The organism is Stutzerimonas sp. Brlt_14 (genome assembly GCF_051948915.1).
In the GTDB taxonomy this organism is placed as follows: domain Bacteria; phylum Pseudomonadota; class Gammaproteobacteria; order Pseudomonadales; family Pseudomonadaceae; genus Stutzerimonas; species Stutzerimonas stutzeri.
Window position 1 is genome coordinate 39,158 of sequence record NZ_JAYJLM010000005.1, and the last position, 12,623, is coordinate 51,780.

A 12,623-nucleotide genomic window follows, 5' to 3' on the forward strand; every position below is an offset into this window, starting at 1 on the left:
CGCACGCAGGCGGGCGACGCGCTATCCTTGCGCCCCTCGATGGTTCCGCGGCCGGGCTCGGCGGGCGGAGCGTCAGGACACACAAGGAAAACAAGTCCCATGAACGTCAGCACCCCCACTCTGATCACTTTCGTGGTCTACATCGCCGCGATGATCCTGATCGGCTTCATCGCCTACCGTGCCACCAAGAACTTCTCCGACTACATCCTCGGTGGGCGCAGCCTCGGCAGCTTCGTCACCGCGCTGTCGGCCGGTGCCTCGGACATGAGCGGCTGGTTGCTGATGGGCCTGCCCGGCGCGATCTTCGTCGCCGGCCTGTCGGAAAGCTGGATCGCCATCGGCCTGATCATCGGCGCCTGGCTCAACTGGCTGTTCGTCGCCGGTCGCCTGCGCGTGCACACCGAGCACAACCACAACGCGCTGACCCTGCCGGACTATTTCTCGCACCGCTTCGAGGACGAGAGCCGCATGCTGCGGATCTTCTCCGCGCTGGTGATCCTGGTGTTCTTCACCATCTACTGCGCCTCGGGCGTGGTGGCCGGCGCGCGGCTGTTCGAGTCCACCTTCGGCATGCCCTACGAATACGCACTGTGGGTCGGCGCTGCGGCGACCATCCTTTATGTGTTCATCGGCGGCTTCCTGGCGGTGAGCTGGACCGACACCGTGCAGGCCACGCTGATGATCTTCGCGCTGCTGATCACGCCGCTGTTCGTCATCCTCGCCCTCGGTGACATGGGCACCGTGATGGCCACCATCGAGGCGCAGAACCCGGCCAACTTCGACATGTTCCGCGGGCTGTCCTTCGTCGCCATCATCTCGCTGCTGGCCTGGGGCCTGGGCTACTTCGGCCAGCCGCACATCCTGGTGCGCTTCATGGCCGCCGACTCGATCAAGACCATCCCCAACGCCCGTCGCATCGGCATGACCTGGATGATCCTGACGCTGGCCGGTGCCGTAGCGGTGGGTTTCCTCGGCATCGCCTACTTCGCCGATCACCCGGACCAGGCCGGTGCGGTGAGCCAGAACGGCGAGCGGGTGTTCATGGAGCTGGTGAAGATCCTGTTCAACCCCTGGGTGGCCGGCATCATCCTCTCCGGCGTGCTGGCGGCGGTGATGAGCACCCTCAGTGCGCAACTCTTGGTCAGCTCCAGTGCGCTGACCCAGGACTTCTACAAGGCCATGCTGCGCAAGCATGCCTCGCAGACCGAACTGGTGTGGGTCGGCCGAGGCATGGTGCTGCTGATTGCCCTGATCGCCATCGGCATCGCCTCCAACCCCGAGAGCAAGGTGCTGGGTCTGGTGTCCTACGCCTGGGCCGGCTTCGGTGCCGCGTTCGGTCCGGTGGTGCTGATCTCGCTGCTGTGGAAGCGCATGACCCGCAACGGCGCGCTGGTCGGCATGCTGGTGGGCGCGGTCACCGTGGTGGTGTGGAAGGAGTTCATTGGCCTGGGCCTGTACGAAATCATCCCGGGCTTCATCCTCGCCAGTATTGCCATCGTGGTGGTGAGCAAGCTGGGCGCCGAGCCGGCGCCGAGCATCGTCAAGCGCTTTGAAGAGGCGGATGCGGATTACCACGCCGGTTGATGACCGGAGTGGGTGCGCGCGCGTGGTGGGCTGAAGCCCACCCTACAAACAAGCGGCCATGCAGAACCGTCATGCCAATCCTGCGTAGGGTGGGCTTCAGCCCACCGCTACGGTCGATCCGATTCAAGGCGTAAGGCATCCCGCCCGCCCACCGCCAATCCTGCTCAATCCATCACCTCGGACAAATCGATCCGCCGCCAGCGCGCTTCGGCGAAGCTGTACACGGCGAAGGCCAGCAGGCCGACGCCGATTGCCAGCAGCAGCGCGCCACCGGCGGGCATGCCCTGCAGCGCTTCCAGCGCTTCCTTGAGGCCGGGTGGGTCGGTCGGTTCGTAACGGCTGCCACCCATGAACAGCAGCCCGGCAATGATCAGAAAGGAACAGCCACGTGCAGCCAGGCCGATACGCGAGACGGGCCGAACCAGGCGCATGGTGCCCTCGTCGCACCGGAAGTAGCGCTCGAAATGCGCGCGCCATGCCTTGATCAGGTGGGCGATGCCGACGCCGAGCGGGATCAGCGCGATCGCCCAGATCAGCCAGTGCGAATGTTCCAGGCCCAGCAGCCGCATCAGGCTGTCGGTGCTGTCGCTTCCGGAACCGCCGCCGCCCTCGGCGAAACGGTCCAGGCCGCTCACCAGCAGGCTCAGGGTGAACAGCGCGAGCAACAGATTCACCACGCCGCTGCTGACCAGCCCCGTGCGCACCAGCAGGCCCTTGGCATCGCGACCGTGCCGGTCGGTATCGCCGATGCCTTGTGTCAGGCGCCAAGCCACATGGGCCAGCAGGCCGATCACCACCAGCCAGAGCAGCACGGCACCGAAGGGCTGCCCGAGCAGCTGCTGCACGGCGCCGCGGGTGTCCACGGTGTCTCCCGAGCCCAGTGCGGCCATGACGGCGAAGAATCCGACGATCACATACACCAGGCCACGCGCTGCATAGCCGCTGCGCGCCAGCCAGACCACTCCGCGGGTCACGTTCATCGTTTTCCTCCGTAGGCCATCCACCCTTTCAGTAGATGCCCTCTTTGCGTCTCGGTTCGAGTCTGCTGCGATATGGATGCACAGCGCCGTGACCCGCTGAGGCTACAATCGACCGGCACCGCCAACGGGGGCTCCGGTGAACATCGATAACCGAATCAAGTACCGTCATCTGCTCTGCTTTCTGGAAATATCCCGGCAGGGCAGTCTGGCGCGCGCCGCCGAAACACTCGCGGTGAGCCAGCCAGCGATCTCCAAGACCTTGAAGGAACTCGAGGCGCTACTTGGCACCAGCCTGTTCGAGCGCAGCAAGACCGGCGTCCGCCTGACGGCCGCCGGCAGTGCCTTCCTGCGCTACGCCGGGCCGAGCGTGCAGGCGCTGCGTGAAGGCGTGCGCAGCCTGCGAGCGGGCGAGCATGAGGCCGGAATGGTGCGCCTGGGTGTGCTGTCCACGGTGGAAAGCGCGTTACTGCCCGATGTGGTGCGTCGGCTGCATGCCCAGCATGCGGCGCTGGTGGTGAGCGTTGCCACGGGGCCGGGCGCATACCTGCTGGGCCAGCTGCGCAGCGGCGAACTGGACCTGGTGATCGGCCGGGTCACCGACAATCCGCAGATCGAGGGGCTCAGTTTCGAGCACCTCTATAGCGAGTCCATGACGCTGGTGGTGCGCCCGGACCATGCACTGCTAGGCGCCGGCGCCGGGCAGCTGGGCGATTATCCGGTGGTGCTGCCGCTGGCCGGCACCAGCATCCGGCGCTCGGCGGACAGCCTGTTCATGCAGCTGGGCATCGCTGCGCCGCCGCGGCGCCTGGAAACGCTGTCCGTCGCGTTGAGCCGTCGCTACGTGCTCGACAGCGATGCCGTCTGGGTTGCGCCACTGGATGCGGTGCGCCAGGACCTCGCCTGCGGAGAGCTGGTGGAGCTGGACCTGGGTTTGAAGGAGCCCGGCGGCTCGGTGGGCATCTGCAGCAACCCATCGCTGCCGCCCACCCTGGCCATGCAGTGGTGCTGCGAGGCGCTGCGTGAAGCAGCGGTGGTTTACCGCAATCCATAACCCCTGGGTTATGGATCGGCCCGTTCTTTTCAATTTCGGCCTGCGGCAGGCTGTCGCACACTGGCTCCGCCTTGAAGGCTTCGTGCCCAACGACAAGAAAGGAGCCTGCCATGTCCGAACCGGACACCCGCCTGTTCGTCGCCCGTGATCGCACCTGGCATCCGGCGGCGCTAACGCCCGACTACAGGACCTCCGTAGCCCGGTCGCCACGTCAGGCGCTGATCAGCATCCCCGCATCGCTGTCCGAAACCACCGGCCCGGATTTCTCGCACCTGAAGTTCGGCGATCATGACAACGATCTGCTGCTCAACTTCAACCATGGTGGCTTGCCCATCGGCGAGCGGATCATCGTCTCCGGACGGGTCATGGACCAGTACGGCAAGCCGATTTCCAACACGCTGGTGGAGATGTGGCAGGCCAATGCCGGCGGGCGCTACCGGCACAAAAACGATCGCTACGTGGCGCCGCTCGACCCGAACTTCGGCGGTGTCGGTCGTACGCTGACCGATAGCGAAGGCACCTACATCTTTCGCACGATCAAGCCGGGTCCGTATCCCTGGCGCAACGGGCCGAACGACTGGCGGCCCTCGCACATCCACGTCTCGGTCAGCGGCCCATCGATCTCCACGCGGTTGATCACCCAGCTGTATTTCGAAGGCGATCCGCTGATCCCGCTGTGCCCGATCGTCAAGACCATCGCCAACCCCGCCGCGGTGCAGACGCTGATCGCCAGGCTCGACATGGGCAACGCCAATCCCATGGATTGCCTGGCCTATCGCTTCGATATCGTGCTGCGCGGGCAGCGCAAGACCCATTTCGAGAACCGCTGAGGAGGCTCTGACATGCCCCTTGAACTGCTGCCGGAGACCCCCTCGCAGACGGCCGGCCCCTATGTGCACATCGGCCTGGCGCCGGCTGCCGCCGGCAACCCGACCCGCGAACAGGAAATCTGGAACGAGATGGCCAGGCCGGACGCGTCAGGTGAGCACATTCTGCTGCTGGGCAGCGTCTACGATGGCAGCGGCCATCTGGTGCGCGATTCGTTTCTCGAGTTCTGGCAGGCCGACAGCACCGGCCGGTATCAGCCGCGTTTCGATCCGGAGCAGTCGTTCAACAGCTTCGGCCGTACCGCCACCACCTTCGATGCCGGCGAGTGGACCCTTCGTACGGTCAAGCCGGGTGTGGTGAAGAACCGCGCCGGGATACCGATGGCGCCGCACATCAACGTGTCGCTGTTCGCCCGCGGGATCAACATCCACCTGCACACGCGCATCTACTTCGATGATGAGGCGCAGGCCAATGCCGCCGATCCGGTGCTGAACCTGATCGAATGGACCCATCGGCGCGAGACGCTGATCGCCCGACGCTGCGAGGTCGACGGCAAACTGGCGTATCGTTTCGACATTCATCTCCAGGGCGAGGCGGAAACGGTTTTCTTTGACTTCTGAGCTCAGCGCCGTCGCGGGCGTAACCAGCGAGCGGGTTGCCCCGCATATCCAGCAACGGTTTGCCGATGCCCTGCAGGCCCGTGGCTACCGTGCCGACCCGGCACAGCAGCGCGCGATCGACCAGCTCGCCGGCTGGCTCGAGCGCTGGCTGCGTGGCCGCAGCAGCTGGTTGCGCGCGCCGTCCTCCGGCGTCTACCTGTGGGGCGGCGTCGGCCGCGGCAAGAGCTTCGTCATGGACGCCTTCTTTGCCGCAGCCCCGGTGACGAGCAAGCGCCGCGTGCATTTCCATGCCTTTCTCCACGAGGTGCAGCTGCGCCTGCAGGAGATCACCGGCCAGCCCGATCCGCTGCAACTGATCGCCGCCGAGATCGCCGGGCAGAGCCGGCTGCTGTGCTTCGACGAATTCCATGTGCATGACATCGGCGACGCCATGCTGCTCGGCCGGCTGCTGCAGCACCTGGTGCAGGCCGGTGTCGGGCTGGTATGCACGTCCAACTATCCACCGGCCGGGCTGTGCCCCAACCCGCTGTATCGCGACCGGTTCAAGCCGGCCATCGCACTGCTCGAGCGGCGCTTCCAGGTGCTGCAACTCGATGGCGGTGAGGATTACCGCCTGCGCGGCGACTACCGATGGGGAGATTACGCGGTCGCGCCGGAGTCGGAGCAGGGCGCCCGGGTCGCCGCGCTGTTGCCCCTGGGCGAGGCTGCCGAGCACGATCTGATGCTGGATGTGAACCGTCGTCCGCTGCCGCTGCTGGCCCGCGAGGCGGAGCGCGGCTGGCTGCATTTCGATACGCTGTGCCGCGAACCACGCGCCAGCGCCGACTTCCTCTGGCTGGCCGAAGAGTTCCATGCGCTGGCGTTGTCCGGGGTGCCTCCGCTCGACGGGCAGGGCATCGACGTGCAACAGCGCTTTCTCAACCTGGTGGACATTCTCTACGACCACGGCAACCGGTTGCTGCTGGTGAGCGAAATGCCGTTGTCGGCGCTGCTGAGCGAAAGCGCCCACGTGGATTTCTCCCGCACCCGCAGCCGGTTGCAGCAGTTGCGCTTGCTGCCACCGGGCGATGCCCCGACCGCCTGACGAGACTTCCATGCTCGCGATCCTCGGGATTACCGCGCCCATCTTCATCCTCGTCGGTATCGGCTTTCTCGCCTGTCGCAGCGAGCTGATCAGCCGCGAGCAGGCGGCGGGCATGGGGCGCTTCGTCATCACCTTCGCGCTGCCGGCGCTGGTGATCAAGGCGCTGATCGACCAGCCGCTGGAGCAGGTGCTGAACTGGAACTACCTGTGCGCCTATGGCCTGGGCTCGCTGGCGTCGTTCGCCCTGGGCTACGGCATCTCACGCCGCGTGCGGGGCGACAGCCTGAGCGGCAGCGCGTTGGCGGGACTCGGCAGTTCGGTTTCCAACAGCGGGTTCGTCGGCTATCCGATCGTGGTGATGGTGGTCGGCTCGCCGGCCGCGGTGGCGCTCGCGCTGGGCATGATGATCGAGAACCTGCTGATGATTCCGCTGGCGCTGACGCTGACCGAACTCGGACGGCAATCGGACGCGGGCGTCTGGCGAGCACTGAGCGGCACGCTGAAAAGCCTGGTACGCCACCCGGTGCTGATCGCGATCACGCTGGGATTGACGCTGGCGGTGCTCGGGCTGCGCCCGCCGGCCGTCATGATGCGGGTCATCGACATGCTGGCGCTGGCCTCCGCACCGGTGGCGCTGTTCGTCATCGGCGCCAGCCTCAACGGCCTGCGGGTCGGCGCACTGTATACCGACATGGCGCAGCTGGCAGTGGGCAAGTTGCTGCTGCATCCGCTGCTGGTGATGGGGTGCTTCCTGCTGTTTCCGGTGAACGATCCGGAGCTGCGCCTGGCCGGTATCCTCATGGCGGCGGCACCGATGCTGAGCATCTATCCGATCCTTGGCGCACGCTACGGCCTGGAAGGACGCTGCGCGGCCGCCGTGGTCAGCGCGACGGTGCTGTCCTTCCTGTCGATCAGCCTGTTTCTCTGGCTGCTGCACTAAAGCCGCATTGGCGATTATCGGTCACTGTGTCGATAATCGCCCTACATCAGCTGTCCGGGGTTTCCGCCATGACCGACGAATCGCGCGTTTTCCAACCACCGATGGCACCGCCCATCGTCGCTTCGCCTGCCAAGCGCATCGAGGCACTGACCGGCGATCCCAACTTCATGACGTCGCTGGCCCGTGGCCTGGCGGTGATCCATGCGTTCCAGGAGCGCAAGCGTCACCTGACCATCGCGCAGATCAGCCACCGCACCGAAATCCCCCGCGCCGCCGTACGCCGCTGCCTGCATACGCTGATGAAGCTCGGTTACGTCACCACCGACGGCCGCACCTATTCGCTGCTGCCGAAGGTGTTGACGCTGGGGCACGCCTACCTGTCCTCCACACCGCTGGCGATGACCGCGCAGCCGATCCTCGACCGCCTCAGTGAACAGCTGCACGAGGCCTGTTCGATGGCCACGCTGGAGGGTGACGAGGTGCTCTATGTCGCCCGCTCCGCCACGCCGCAGCGGCTGATCTCGGTGGATCTGTCGGTGGGCAGCCGGCTGCCGGCGTACTGCACGTCCATGGGCCGTATCCTGCTGGCCGCGCTGGACGATGCAGCCCTCGACGAATACCTCGAACGCGCCGACTTGCAGGTCAAGACCAGCCGTACCCTGCATACGGCCGAGGCCCTGCGGCAGAACATCGCCGAGATTCGCCACCAGGGCTGGGTCATCATCGATCAGGAGCTGGAAGTGGGCCTGCGCTCGCTGGCGGTGCCGCTGAAGGATTCCGCCGGGCAGGTGCTGGCGGCACTCAACGTCGGCACCCATGCCGGCCGCGTTTCGCGCCAGGAACTGGAAACGCGCTTCCTGCCGGTGTTGCTGGAAGCCAGTCGCGAACTGAGCACGCGGCTGTTCCACTGATGATACGGTCCGCCTAGTCGAGATGCCGGGGACGGGGGCCAGGCGGACGTTGCAGATAAAAACGGGGGATGGCACGCTAATCCGTTCGATAATCGAACGCTATGTCGATTATCGGATTGTGGCCCGGGAGTTGGACCGTTACCGTTTTCGCAACGCAATCAGCGTACCGAAAACAACACGAGATTCGACTCATGGCTGAACTCCTTACGCTCCGCGAAGCCGTCGAGCGCTTTATCCAGGACGGTGACACGGTTGCCCTGGAAGGCTTTACCCACCTTATTCCCACCGCCGCGGCCCACGAGATCGTGCGTCAGGGCCGCAAGGACCTGACCCTGGTACGCATGACCCCGGACCTGGTCTACGACCTGTTGATCGGCGCCGGCTGCGCGAGGAAGCTGGTCTTCTCCTGGGGCGGCAACCCCGGGGTCGGCTCGCTGCACCGCCTGCGCGACGCGGTGGAGAAGGGCTGGCCGCAGCCGCTGGAGATCGAGGAGCACAGTCACGCGGATCTCGCCAACGCTTACGTCGCCGGTGCTTCCGGCCTGCCATTCGCTGTGCTGCGGGCCTACGCCGGCTCCGACCTGCCCAAGGTCAACCCGCTGATCAAATCGGTTACCTGCCCGTTCACTGGCGAGGTGCTGGCTGCAGTGCCTTCGGTACGCCCGGATGTCACCGTGATCCACGCGCAGAAGGCCGACCGCAAGGGCAACGTGCTGATCCAGGGCATCCTTGGCGTGCAGAAGGAGGCCGCCTTGGCCGCCAAACGCTGCATCGTGACCGTCGAGGAAATCGTCGACGACCTCAATGCGCCGATGAACGCCTGTGTGCTGCCCACCTGGGCGCTGACTGCGGTCTGCCTCGTCCCGGGCGGTGCGCATCCGTCCTATGCCCATGGCTACTACGAGCGCGACAACCGCTTCTATCAGGCCTGGGACCCGATCGCCCGCGACCGCGAGGCGTTCAGCGCCTGGGTCGACACCTACATCCGTGGTACCGAAGACTTCGCCGAATTCCAACGCAAGCTGGCCCAGCAGCAGGAGGCCAACTGATGAGCGCCTACAGCACCAATGAAATGATGACCGTGGCCGCCGCCCGCCGCCTCGGTAACGGCAGCGTCTGTTTCGTCGGCATCGGCCTGCCATCGAAGGCCGCCAACCTGGCGCGCCTGACCCATGCACCTGAAGTCGTGCTGATCTACGAATCCGGCCCGATCGGTGCCAAGCCGTCCGTGCTGCCGCTGTCCATCGGCGACGGCGAACTGGCCGAGACCGCAGACACTGTGGTGCCCACCGGCGAGATCTTCCGCTACTGGCTGCAGGGAGGGCGCATCGATGTGGGCTTTCTCGGCGCGGCACAGGTGGACAAGTACGGCAACATCAACACCACGGTGATCGGTGATTACCACAAGCCCAAGGTACGCCTGCCCGGCGCCGGCGGGGCGCCGGAGATCGCCGGCAGCGCCAAGGAGGTGCTGATCATCCTCAAGCAGTCGCATCGCACCTTCGTCGACAAGCTGGCCTTCATCACCTCCGTCGGCTTCGGCGAGGGCGGCGAGCACCGCAAGCAACTGGGGCTGCCTGGCAAGGGCCCGGTGGCGATCATCACTGACCTGTGCATCATGGAGCCGGAGGTCGGCACCCACGAGTTCGTCGTCACCGCGCTGCACCCGGGCGTGACGCGCGAGCAGGTCGTCGAGAACACCGGCTGGGCGATCCGTTTCGCCGAGCAGGTAACAACCACCGAGGCGCCGCGTGCCGAGGAGCTTCAGGCGCTGCGCGCGCTGGAGGCCCGCACCGCCGCCGCCCACGGTCAGCCAGGAGGTGAGGAATGAGCCGCGACGTATTCATCTGCGATGCCGTACGAACGCCCATCGGCCGCTTCGGCGGCGCGCTGGCGGGCGTGCGAGCCGACGACCTGGCAGCGATTCCGCTCAAGGCGTTGCTCGAACGCAACCCCGGTCTCGACCCGGCGGCGGTCGATGAAGTCTTCATGGGTAGCGCCAACCAGGCCGGCGAGGACAACCGCAATGTCGCACGCATGGCCGCGCTGCTTGCCGGGCTGCCGGAGACGGTTCCGGGCGTGACGCTCAACCGTCTCTGCGCCTCAGGTATGGACGCGGTGGGCACCGCTTTTCGCACCATCGCCTGCGGCGAACTGGAGCTGGCCATCGCCGGCGGCGTCGAGTCCATGTCCCGCGCACCCTATGTGATGGGCAAAGCCGACAGCGCATTCGGCCGCAGCCAGAAGATCGAAGACACGACCATCGGCTGGCGCTTTATCAACCCGAAGATGAAGGACATGTATGGCGTGGATGCCATGCCGCAGACCGCCGACAACGTCGGCGACGAGTGGGACATCAGCCGCGAGGATCAGGACGCCTTTGCCCTGCGCAGCCAGCAGCGCACCGCTGCCGCGCAGCAAGCCGGTTTCTTTGCCGAAGAGATCGTCCCGGTGGTGATCAAGGGCAGGAAGGGCGACACGGTGGTCGATACCGATGAGCACCCTCGTGCCGATACCACGGCCGAGGTGCTGGCCAGGCTCAAGCCGGTCAATGGCGAAGGCAAGACGGTCACCGCCGGCAACGCCTCGGGCGTCAATGACGGCGCGGCGGCGATGATTCTCGCCAGCGCCGAGGCGGTGCAGAAGTACGGCCTCAAGCCGCGCGCCCGGGTGCTCGGCATGGCCAGTGCCGGCGTCGCCCCGCGCATCATGGGTTATGGCCCGGTGCCGGCAGTGAAGAAGTTGTGCGAGCGGCTGAAGCTGGCCGTCAGCGATTTCGACGTCATCGAACTCAACGAGGCTTTCGCCGCTCAGGGCCTGGCCGTCATGCGTGATCTCGGGTTGGCGGATGACGATGCCCGTGTGAACCCCAACGGTGGCGCCATCGCCCTCGGCCATCCGCTGGGGATGAGCGGCGCGCGGTTGGTACTGACAACGGTCCATCAACTGGAGAAATCCGGCGGCAAGTTGGGCCTGGCGACCATGTGCGTCGGGGTCGGCCAGGGGGTGGCACTGGTGGTGGAGCGGGTCTGACAGGCCGCGGTAGCTTGGCCTGTGAATGGGCGAGGGTGGATGGGCTGAAGTCGCCCTGCGACATGCAGGCGGCAATCCGGCAGGCTGGGCTGCAGCCCACCAACCGCCGCATCCTCGCCGAGCGACGTTCACACCGGTGCCCGGATATGTTTATCCAGCGGTGGGCGCGGGCGGGCATTTGGACCACACTGATCCGTCGATCGAATAACAAGGAATCGGGTTTTGGACCGGCCAAGCAACCAACTCTTCGATGTCTATTTCACCAGCGCCCCGATGCGTGAGGTGTTTTCCGACCGCGGCCGTGTGCAGGGCATGCTGGATTTCGAGGCGGCGCTGGCCCGGGCCGAAGCGCGGACCGGGGTGATCCCCGCCACCGCGGTCGACGCCATCGAGGCGGCCTGCCATGCCGAGCACTACGACCTGTGCGCACTGGCCGAGGCGGTCGCCACGGCCGGCAATTCGGCGATTCCGCTGGTCAAGGCGCTCGGCCGGCAAGTCGCGGCCAACGACCCGGATGCCGAGAAATACGTGCACCTGGGCGCCACCAGCCAGGATGCCATGGACAGCGGGCTGGTCCTGCAGCTGCGGCAGGCCCTCGCGCTGCTCGAGACGGACCTGCGCCGTCTCGGCGACGCGCTGGCCGACCAGGCCGCGCGCCATGCCGAGACCCCGATGGCCGGGCGCACCTGGCTGCAGCATGCAACCCCGGTAACCCTCGGCATGAAGATCGCCGGCTGGCTCGGCGCCGTGACCCGTCATCGCCAGCGGCTCGCCGAACTCAGACCGCGGCTCCTGTGCCTCCAGTTCGGTGGTGCTTCCGGCTCGCTGGCTGCGCTCGGCGAGCAGGCCTGGCCGGTTTCCGAGGCATTGGCCGGTGAACTCGGGCTCAACCTGCCCGACCAGCCCTGGCATACCCAGCGCGATCGCCTGGTGGAGTTCGCCAGCCTGCTTGGCTTGATCGCCGGCAGCCTGGGCAAGCTCGGCCGCGACCTGGCCCTGCTGATGCAGACCGACGTCGGCGAGGTCTTCGAACCCGCCGCGCCGGGCAAGGGCGGTTCCTCGACCATGCCGCACAAGCGCAACCCGGTCGGCTGCGCGGTGATGATCGCCGCCGCCACCCGGGCGCCGGGGCTGGTGGCTACCATGCTGTCGGCGCTGCCGCAGGAACACGAGCGCAGCCTCGGTCTCTGGCTCGCCGAATGGGAAACCTTGCCGGAACTCTGTTGCCTGGTTTCCGGCGCCCTGAGCCAGGCGCTGATTGCCGTACCGGCGCTGGAGGTGGATGGCGAACGGCTACGCGGCAACCTGGAGTTGACCCGCGGGCTGGTGCTGGCTGAGGCGGTAAGCATCGCTCTGGCGCAGCTCGTCGGTCGCGAGAAAGCCCACGAACTGGTCGAGCAGTGCTGCAAGCAGGCGGTGGCCGAGGGCCGCCACCTGCGCGGTGTGCTGCGCGACAGTCCCGAGGTCAGCAGCCGATTCAACGATGCCGAACTGGATCGCCTGCTCGATCCGGCCAACTATCTGGGCCAGGCGCGCCGCTGGGTCGAGCGCGCCGTGGCCGAACACCATGCCCTGAACGAGTGAGAACGACG

General features: G+C 66.4%; 12 protein-coding genes. 11 read left to right on the top strand and 1 reads right to left on the bottom strand.

What is annotated here, in order from left to right:
- The first annotated feature begins 99 nt into the window (after positions 1-99).
- Positions 100-1,584 carry a sodium/proline symporter PutP gene (putP, locus tag VF716_RS13270; protein WP_041755407.1) on the top strand — a complete coding sequence of 495 codons (1,485 nt, stop codon included), beginning with the start codon at positions 100-102 and terminating at the stop codon, positions 1,582-1,584.
- 164 nt (positions 1,585-1,748) lie between these two features.
- Here putP and VF716_RS13275 read toward each other — a convergent pair whose 3' ends face one another.
- A complete protein-coding gene (locus VF716_RS13275; protein WP_011912428.1) occupies positions 1,749-2,564 on the bottom strand; it encodes a DUF1206 domain-containing protein in 816 nt (271 codons plus the stop codon).
- A 136-nt stretch (positions 2,565-2,700) separates the two neighbouring features.
- Here VF716_RS13275 and pcaQ point away from each other — a divergent pair, with 136 nt between their 5' ends.
- The 10 genes from pcaQ to VF716_RS13325 all read left to right on the top strand — a co-directional run bounded on the left by pcaQ (position 2,701) and on the right by VF716_RS13325 (position 12,615).
- The gene (gene pcaQ / locus VF716_RS13280) at positions 2,701-3,615 is read left to right on the top strand and encodes a pca operon transcription factor PcaQ (protein WP_011912429.1); all 915 of its coding nucleotides are present in this window, start codon (positions 2,701-2,703) and stop codon (positions 3,613-3,615) included.
- A gap of 110 nt (positions 3,616-3,725) precedes the next feature.
- Entirely contained in the window at positions 3,726-4,445 is a 720-nt protein-coding gene (gene pcaH, locus VF716_RS13285; RefSeq protein WP_011912430.1) for a protocatechuate 3,4-dioxygenase subunit beta, read from the top strand.
- A gap of 12 nt (positions 4,446-4,457) precedes the next feature.
- Complete coding sequence (gene pcaG / locus VF716_RS13290; protein WP_011912431.1) at positions 4,458-5,063, top strand: protocatechuate 3,4-dioxygenase subunit alpha; 606 nt, start codon at positions 4,458-4,460, stop codon at positions 5,061-5,063.
- Complete coding sequence (gene zapE, locus VF716_RS13295; protein ID WP_011912432.1) at positions 5,053-6,147, top strand: cell division protein ZapE; 1,095 nt, start codon at positions 5,053-5,055, stop codon at positions 6,145-6,147. Before pcaG ends, zapE begins: the two co-directional genes overlap by 11 nt.
- Before the next feature lie 10 nt (positions 6,148-6,157).
- Positions 6,158-7,087, top strand: a complete 930-nt coding sequence (locus VF716_RS13300; RefSeq protein ID WP_020308028.1) for an AEC family transporter — start codon at positions 6,158-6,160, stop codon at positions 7,085-7,087.
- A 68-nt stretch (positions 7,088-7,155) separates the two neighbouring features.
- Positions 7,156-7,998 carry an IclR family transcriptional regulator domain-containing protein gene (locus VF716_RS13305; RefSeq protein ID WP_011912434.1) on the top strand — a complete coding sequence of 281 codons (843 nt, stop codon included), beginning with the start codon at positions 7,156-7,158 and terminating at the stop codon, positions 7,996-7,998.
- A gap of 191 nt (positions 7,999-8,189) precedes the next feature.
- On the top strand, positions 8,190-9,047 hold the full coding sequence (locus VF716_RS13310; RefSeq protein WP_020308029.1) for a CoA transferase subunit A: 858 nt from the start codon (positions 8,190-8,192) through the stop codon (positions 9,045-9,047).
- Positions 9,047-9,829: a CoA-transferase subunit beta gene (locus VF716_RS13315; protein WP_011912436.1), complete on the top strand. Its 783-nt coding sequence runs from the start codon at positions 9,047-9,049 to the stop codon at positions 9,827-9,829. The genes VF716_RS13310 and VF716_RS13315 overlap by 1 nt, the downstream gene beginning before the upstream one ends.
- Entirely contained in the window at positions 9,826-11,031 is a 1,206-nt protein-coding gene (gene pcaF / locus VF716_RS13320; protein WP_011912437.1) for a 3-oxoadipyl-CoA thiolase, read from the top strand. The genes VF716_RS13315 and pcaF overlap by 4 nt, the downstream gene beginning before the upstream one ends.
- A 222-nt stretch (positions 11,032-11,253) precedes the next feature.
- Positions 11,254-12,615, top strand: a complete 1,362-nt coding sequence (locus VF716_RS13325) for a 3-carboxy-cis,cis-muconate cycloisomerase (protein ID WP_011912438.1) — start codon at positions 11,254-11,256, stop codon at positions 12,613-12,615.
- The last annotated feature ends 8 nt before the right edge of the window (positions 12,616-12,623 follow it).

Excerpts from the sequence above, each read along its gene's own strand:
- putP (WP_041755407.1), top strand. The coding sequence starts at position 100 with ATGAACGTCAGCACCCCCACTCTGATCACTTTCGTGGTCTACATCGCC.
- VF716_RS13275 (WP_011912428.1), bottom strand. The coding sequence starts at position 2,564 with ATGAACGTGACCCGCGGAGTGGTCTGGCTGGCGCGCAGCGGCTATGCA.
- pcaH (WP_011912430.1), top strand. The coding sequence starts at position 3,726 with ATGTCCGAACCGGACACCCGCCTGTTCGTCGCCCGTGATCGCACCTGG.
- pcaG (WP_011912431.1), top strand. The coding sequence starts at position 4,458 with ATGCCCCTTGAACTGCTGCCGGAGACCCCCTCGCAGACGGCCGGCCCC.
- VF716_RS13300 (WP_020308028.1), top strand. The coding sequence starts at position 6,158 with ATGCTCGCGATCCTCGGGATTACCGCGCCCATCTTCATCCTCGTCGGT.
- VF716_RS13305 (WP_011912434.1), top strand. The coding sequence starts at position 7,156 with ATGACCGACGAATCGCGCGTTTTCCAACCACCGATGGCACCGCCCATC.
- VF716_RS13310 (WP_020308029.1), top strand. The coding sequence starts at position 8,190 with ATGGCTGAACTCCTTACGCTCCGCGAAGCCGTCGAGCGCTTTATCCAG.
- VF716_RS13315 (WP_011912436.1), top strand. The coding sequence starts at position 9,047 with ATGAGCGCCTACAGCACCAATGAAATGATGACCGTGGCCGCCGCCCGC.
- pcaF (WP_011912437.1), top strand. The coding sequence starts at position 9,826 with ATGAGCCGCGACGTATTCATCTGCGATGCCGTACGAACGCCCATCGGC.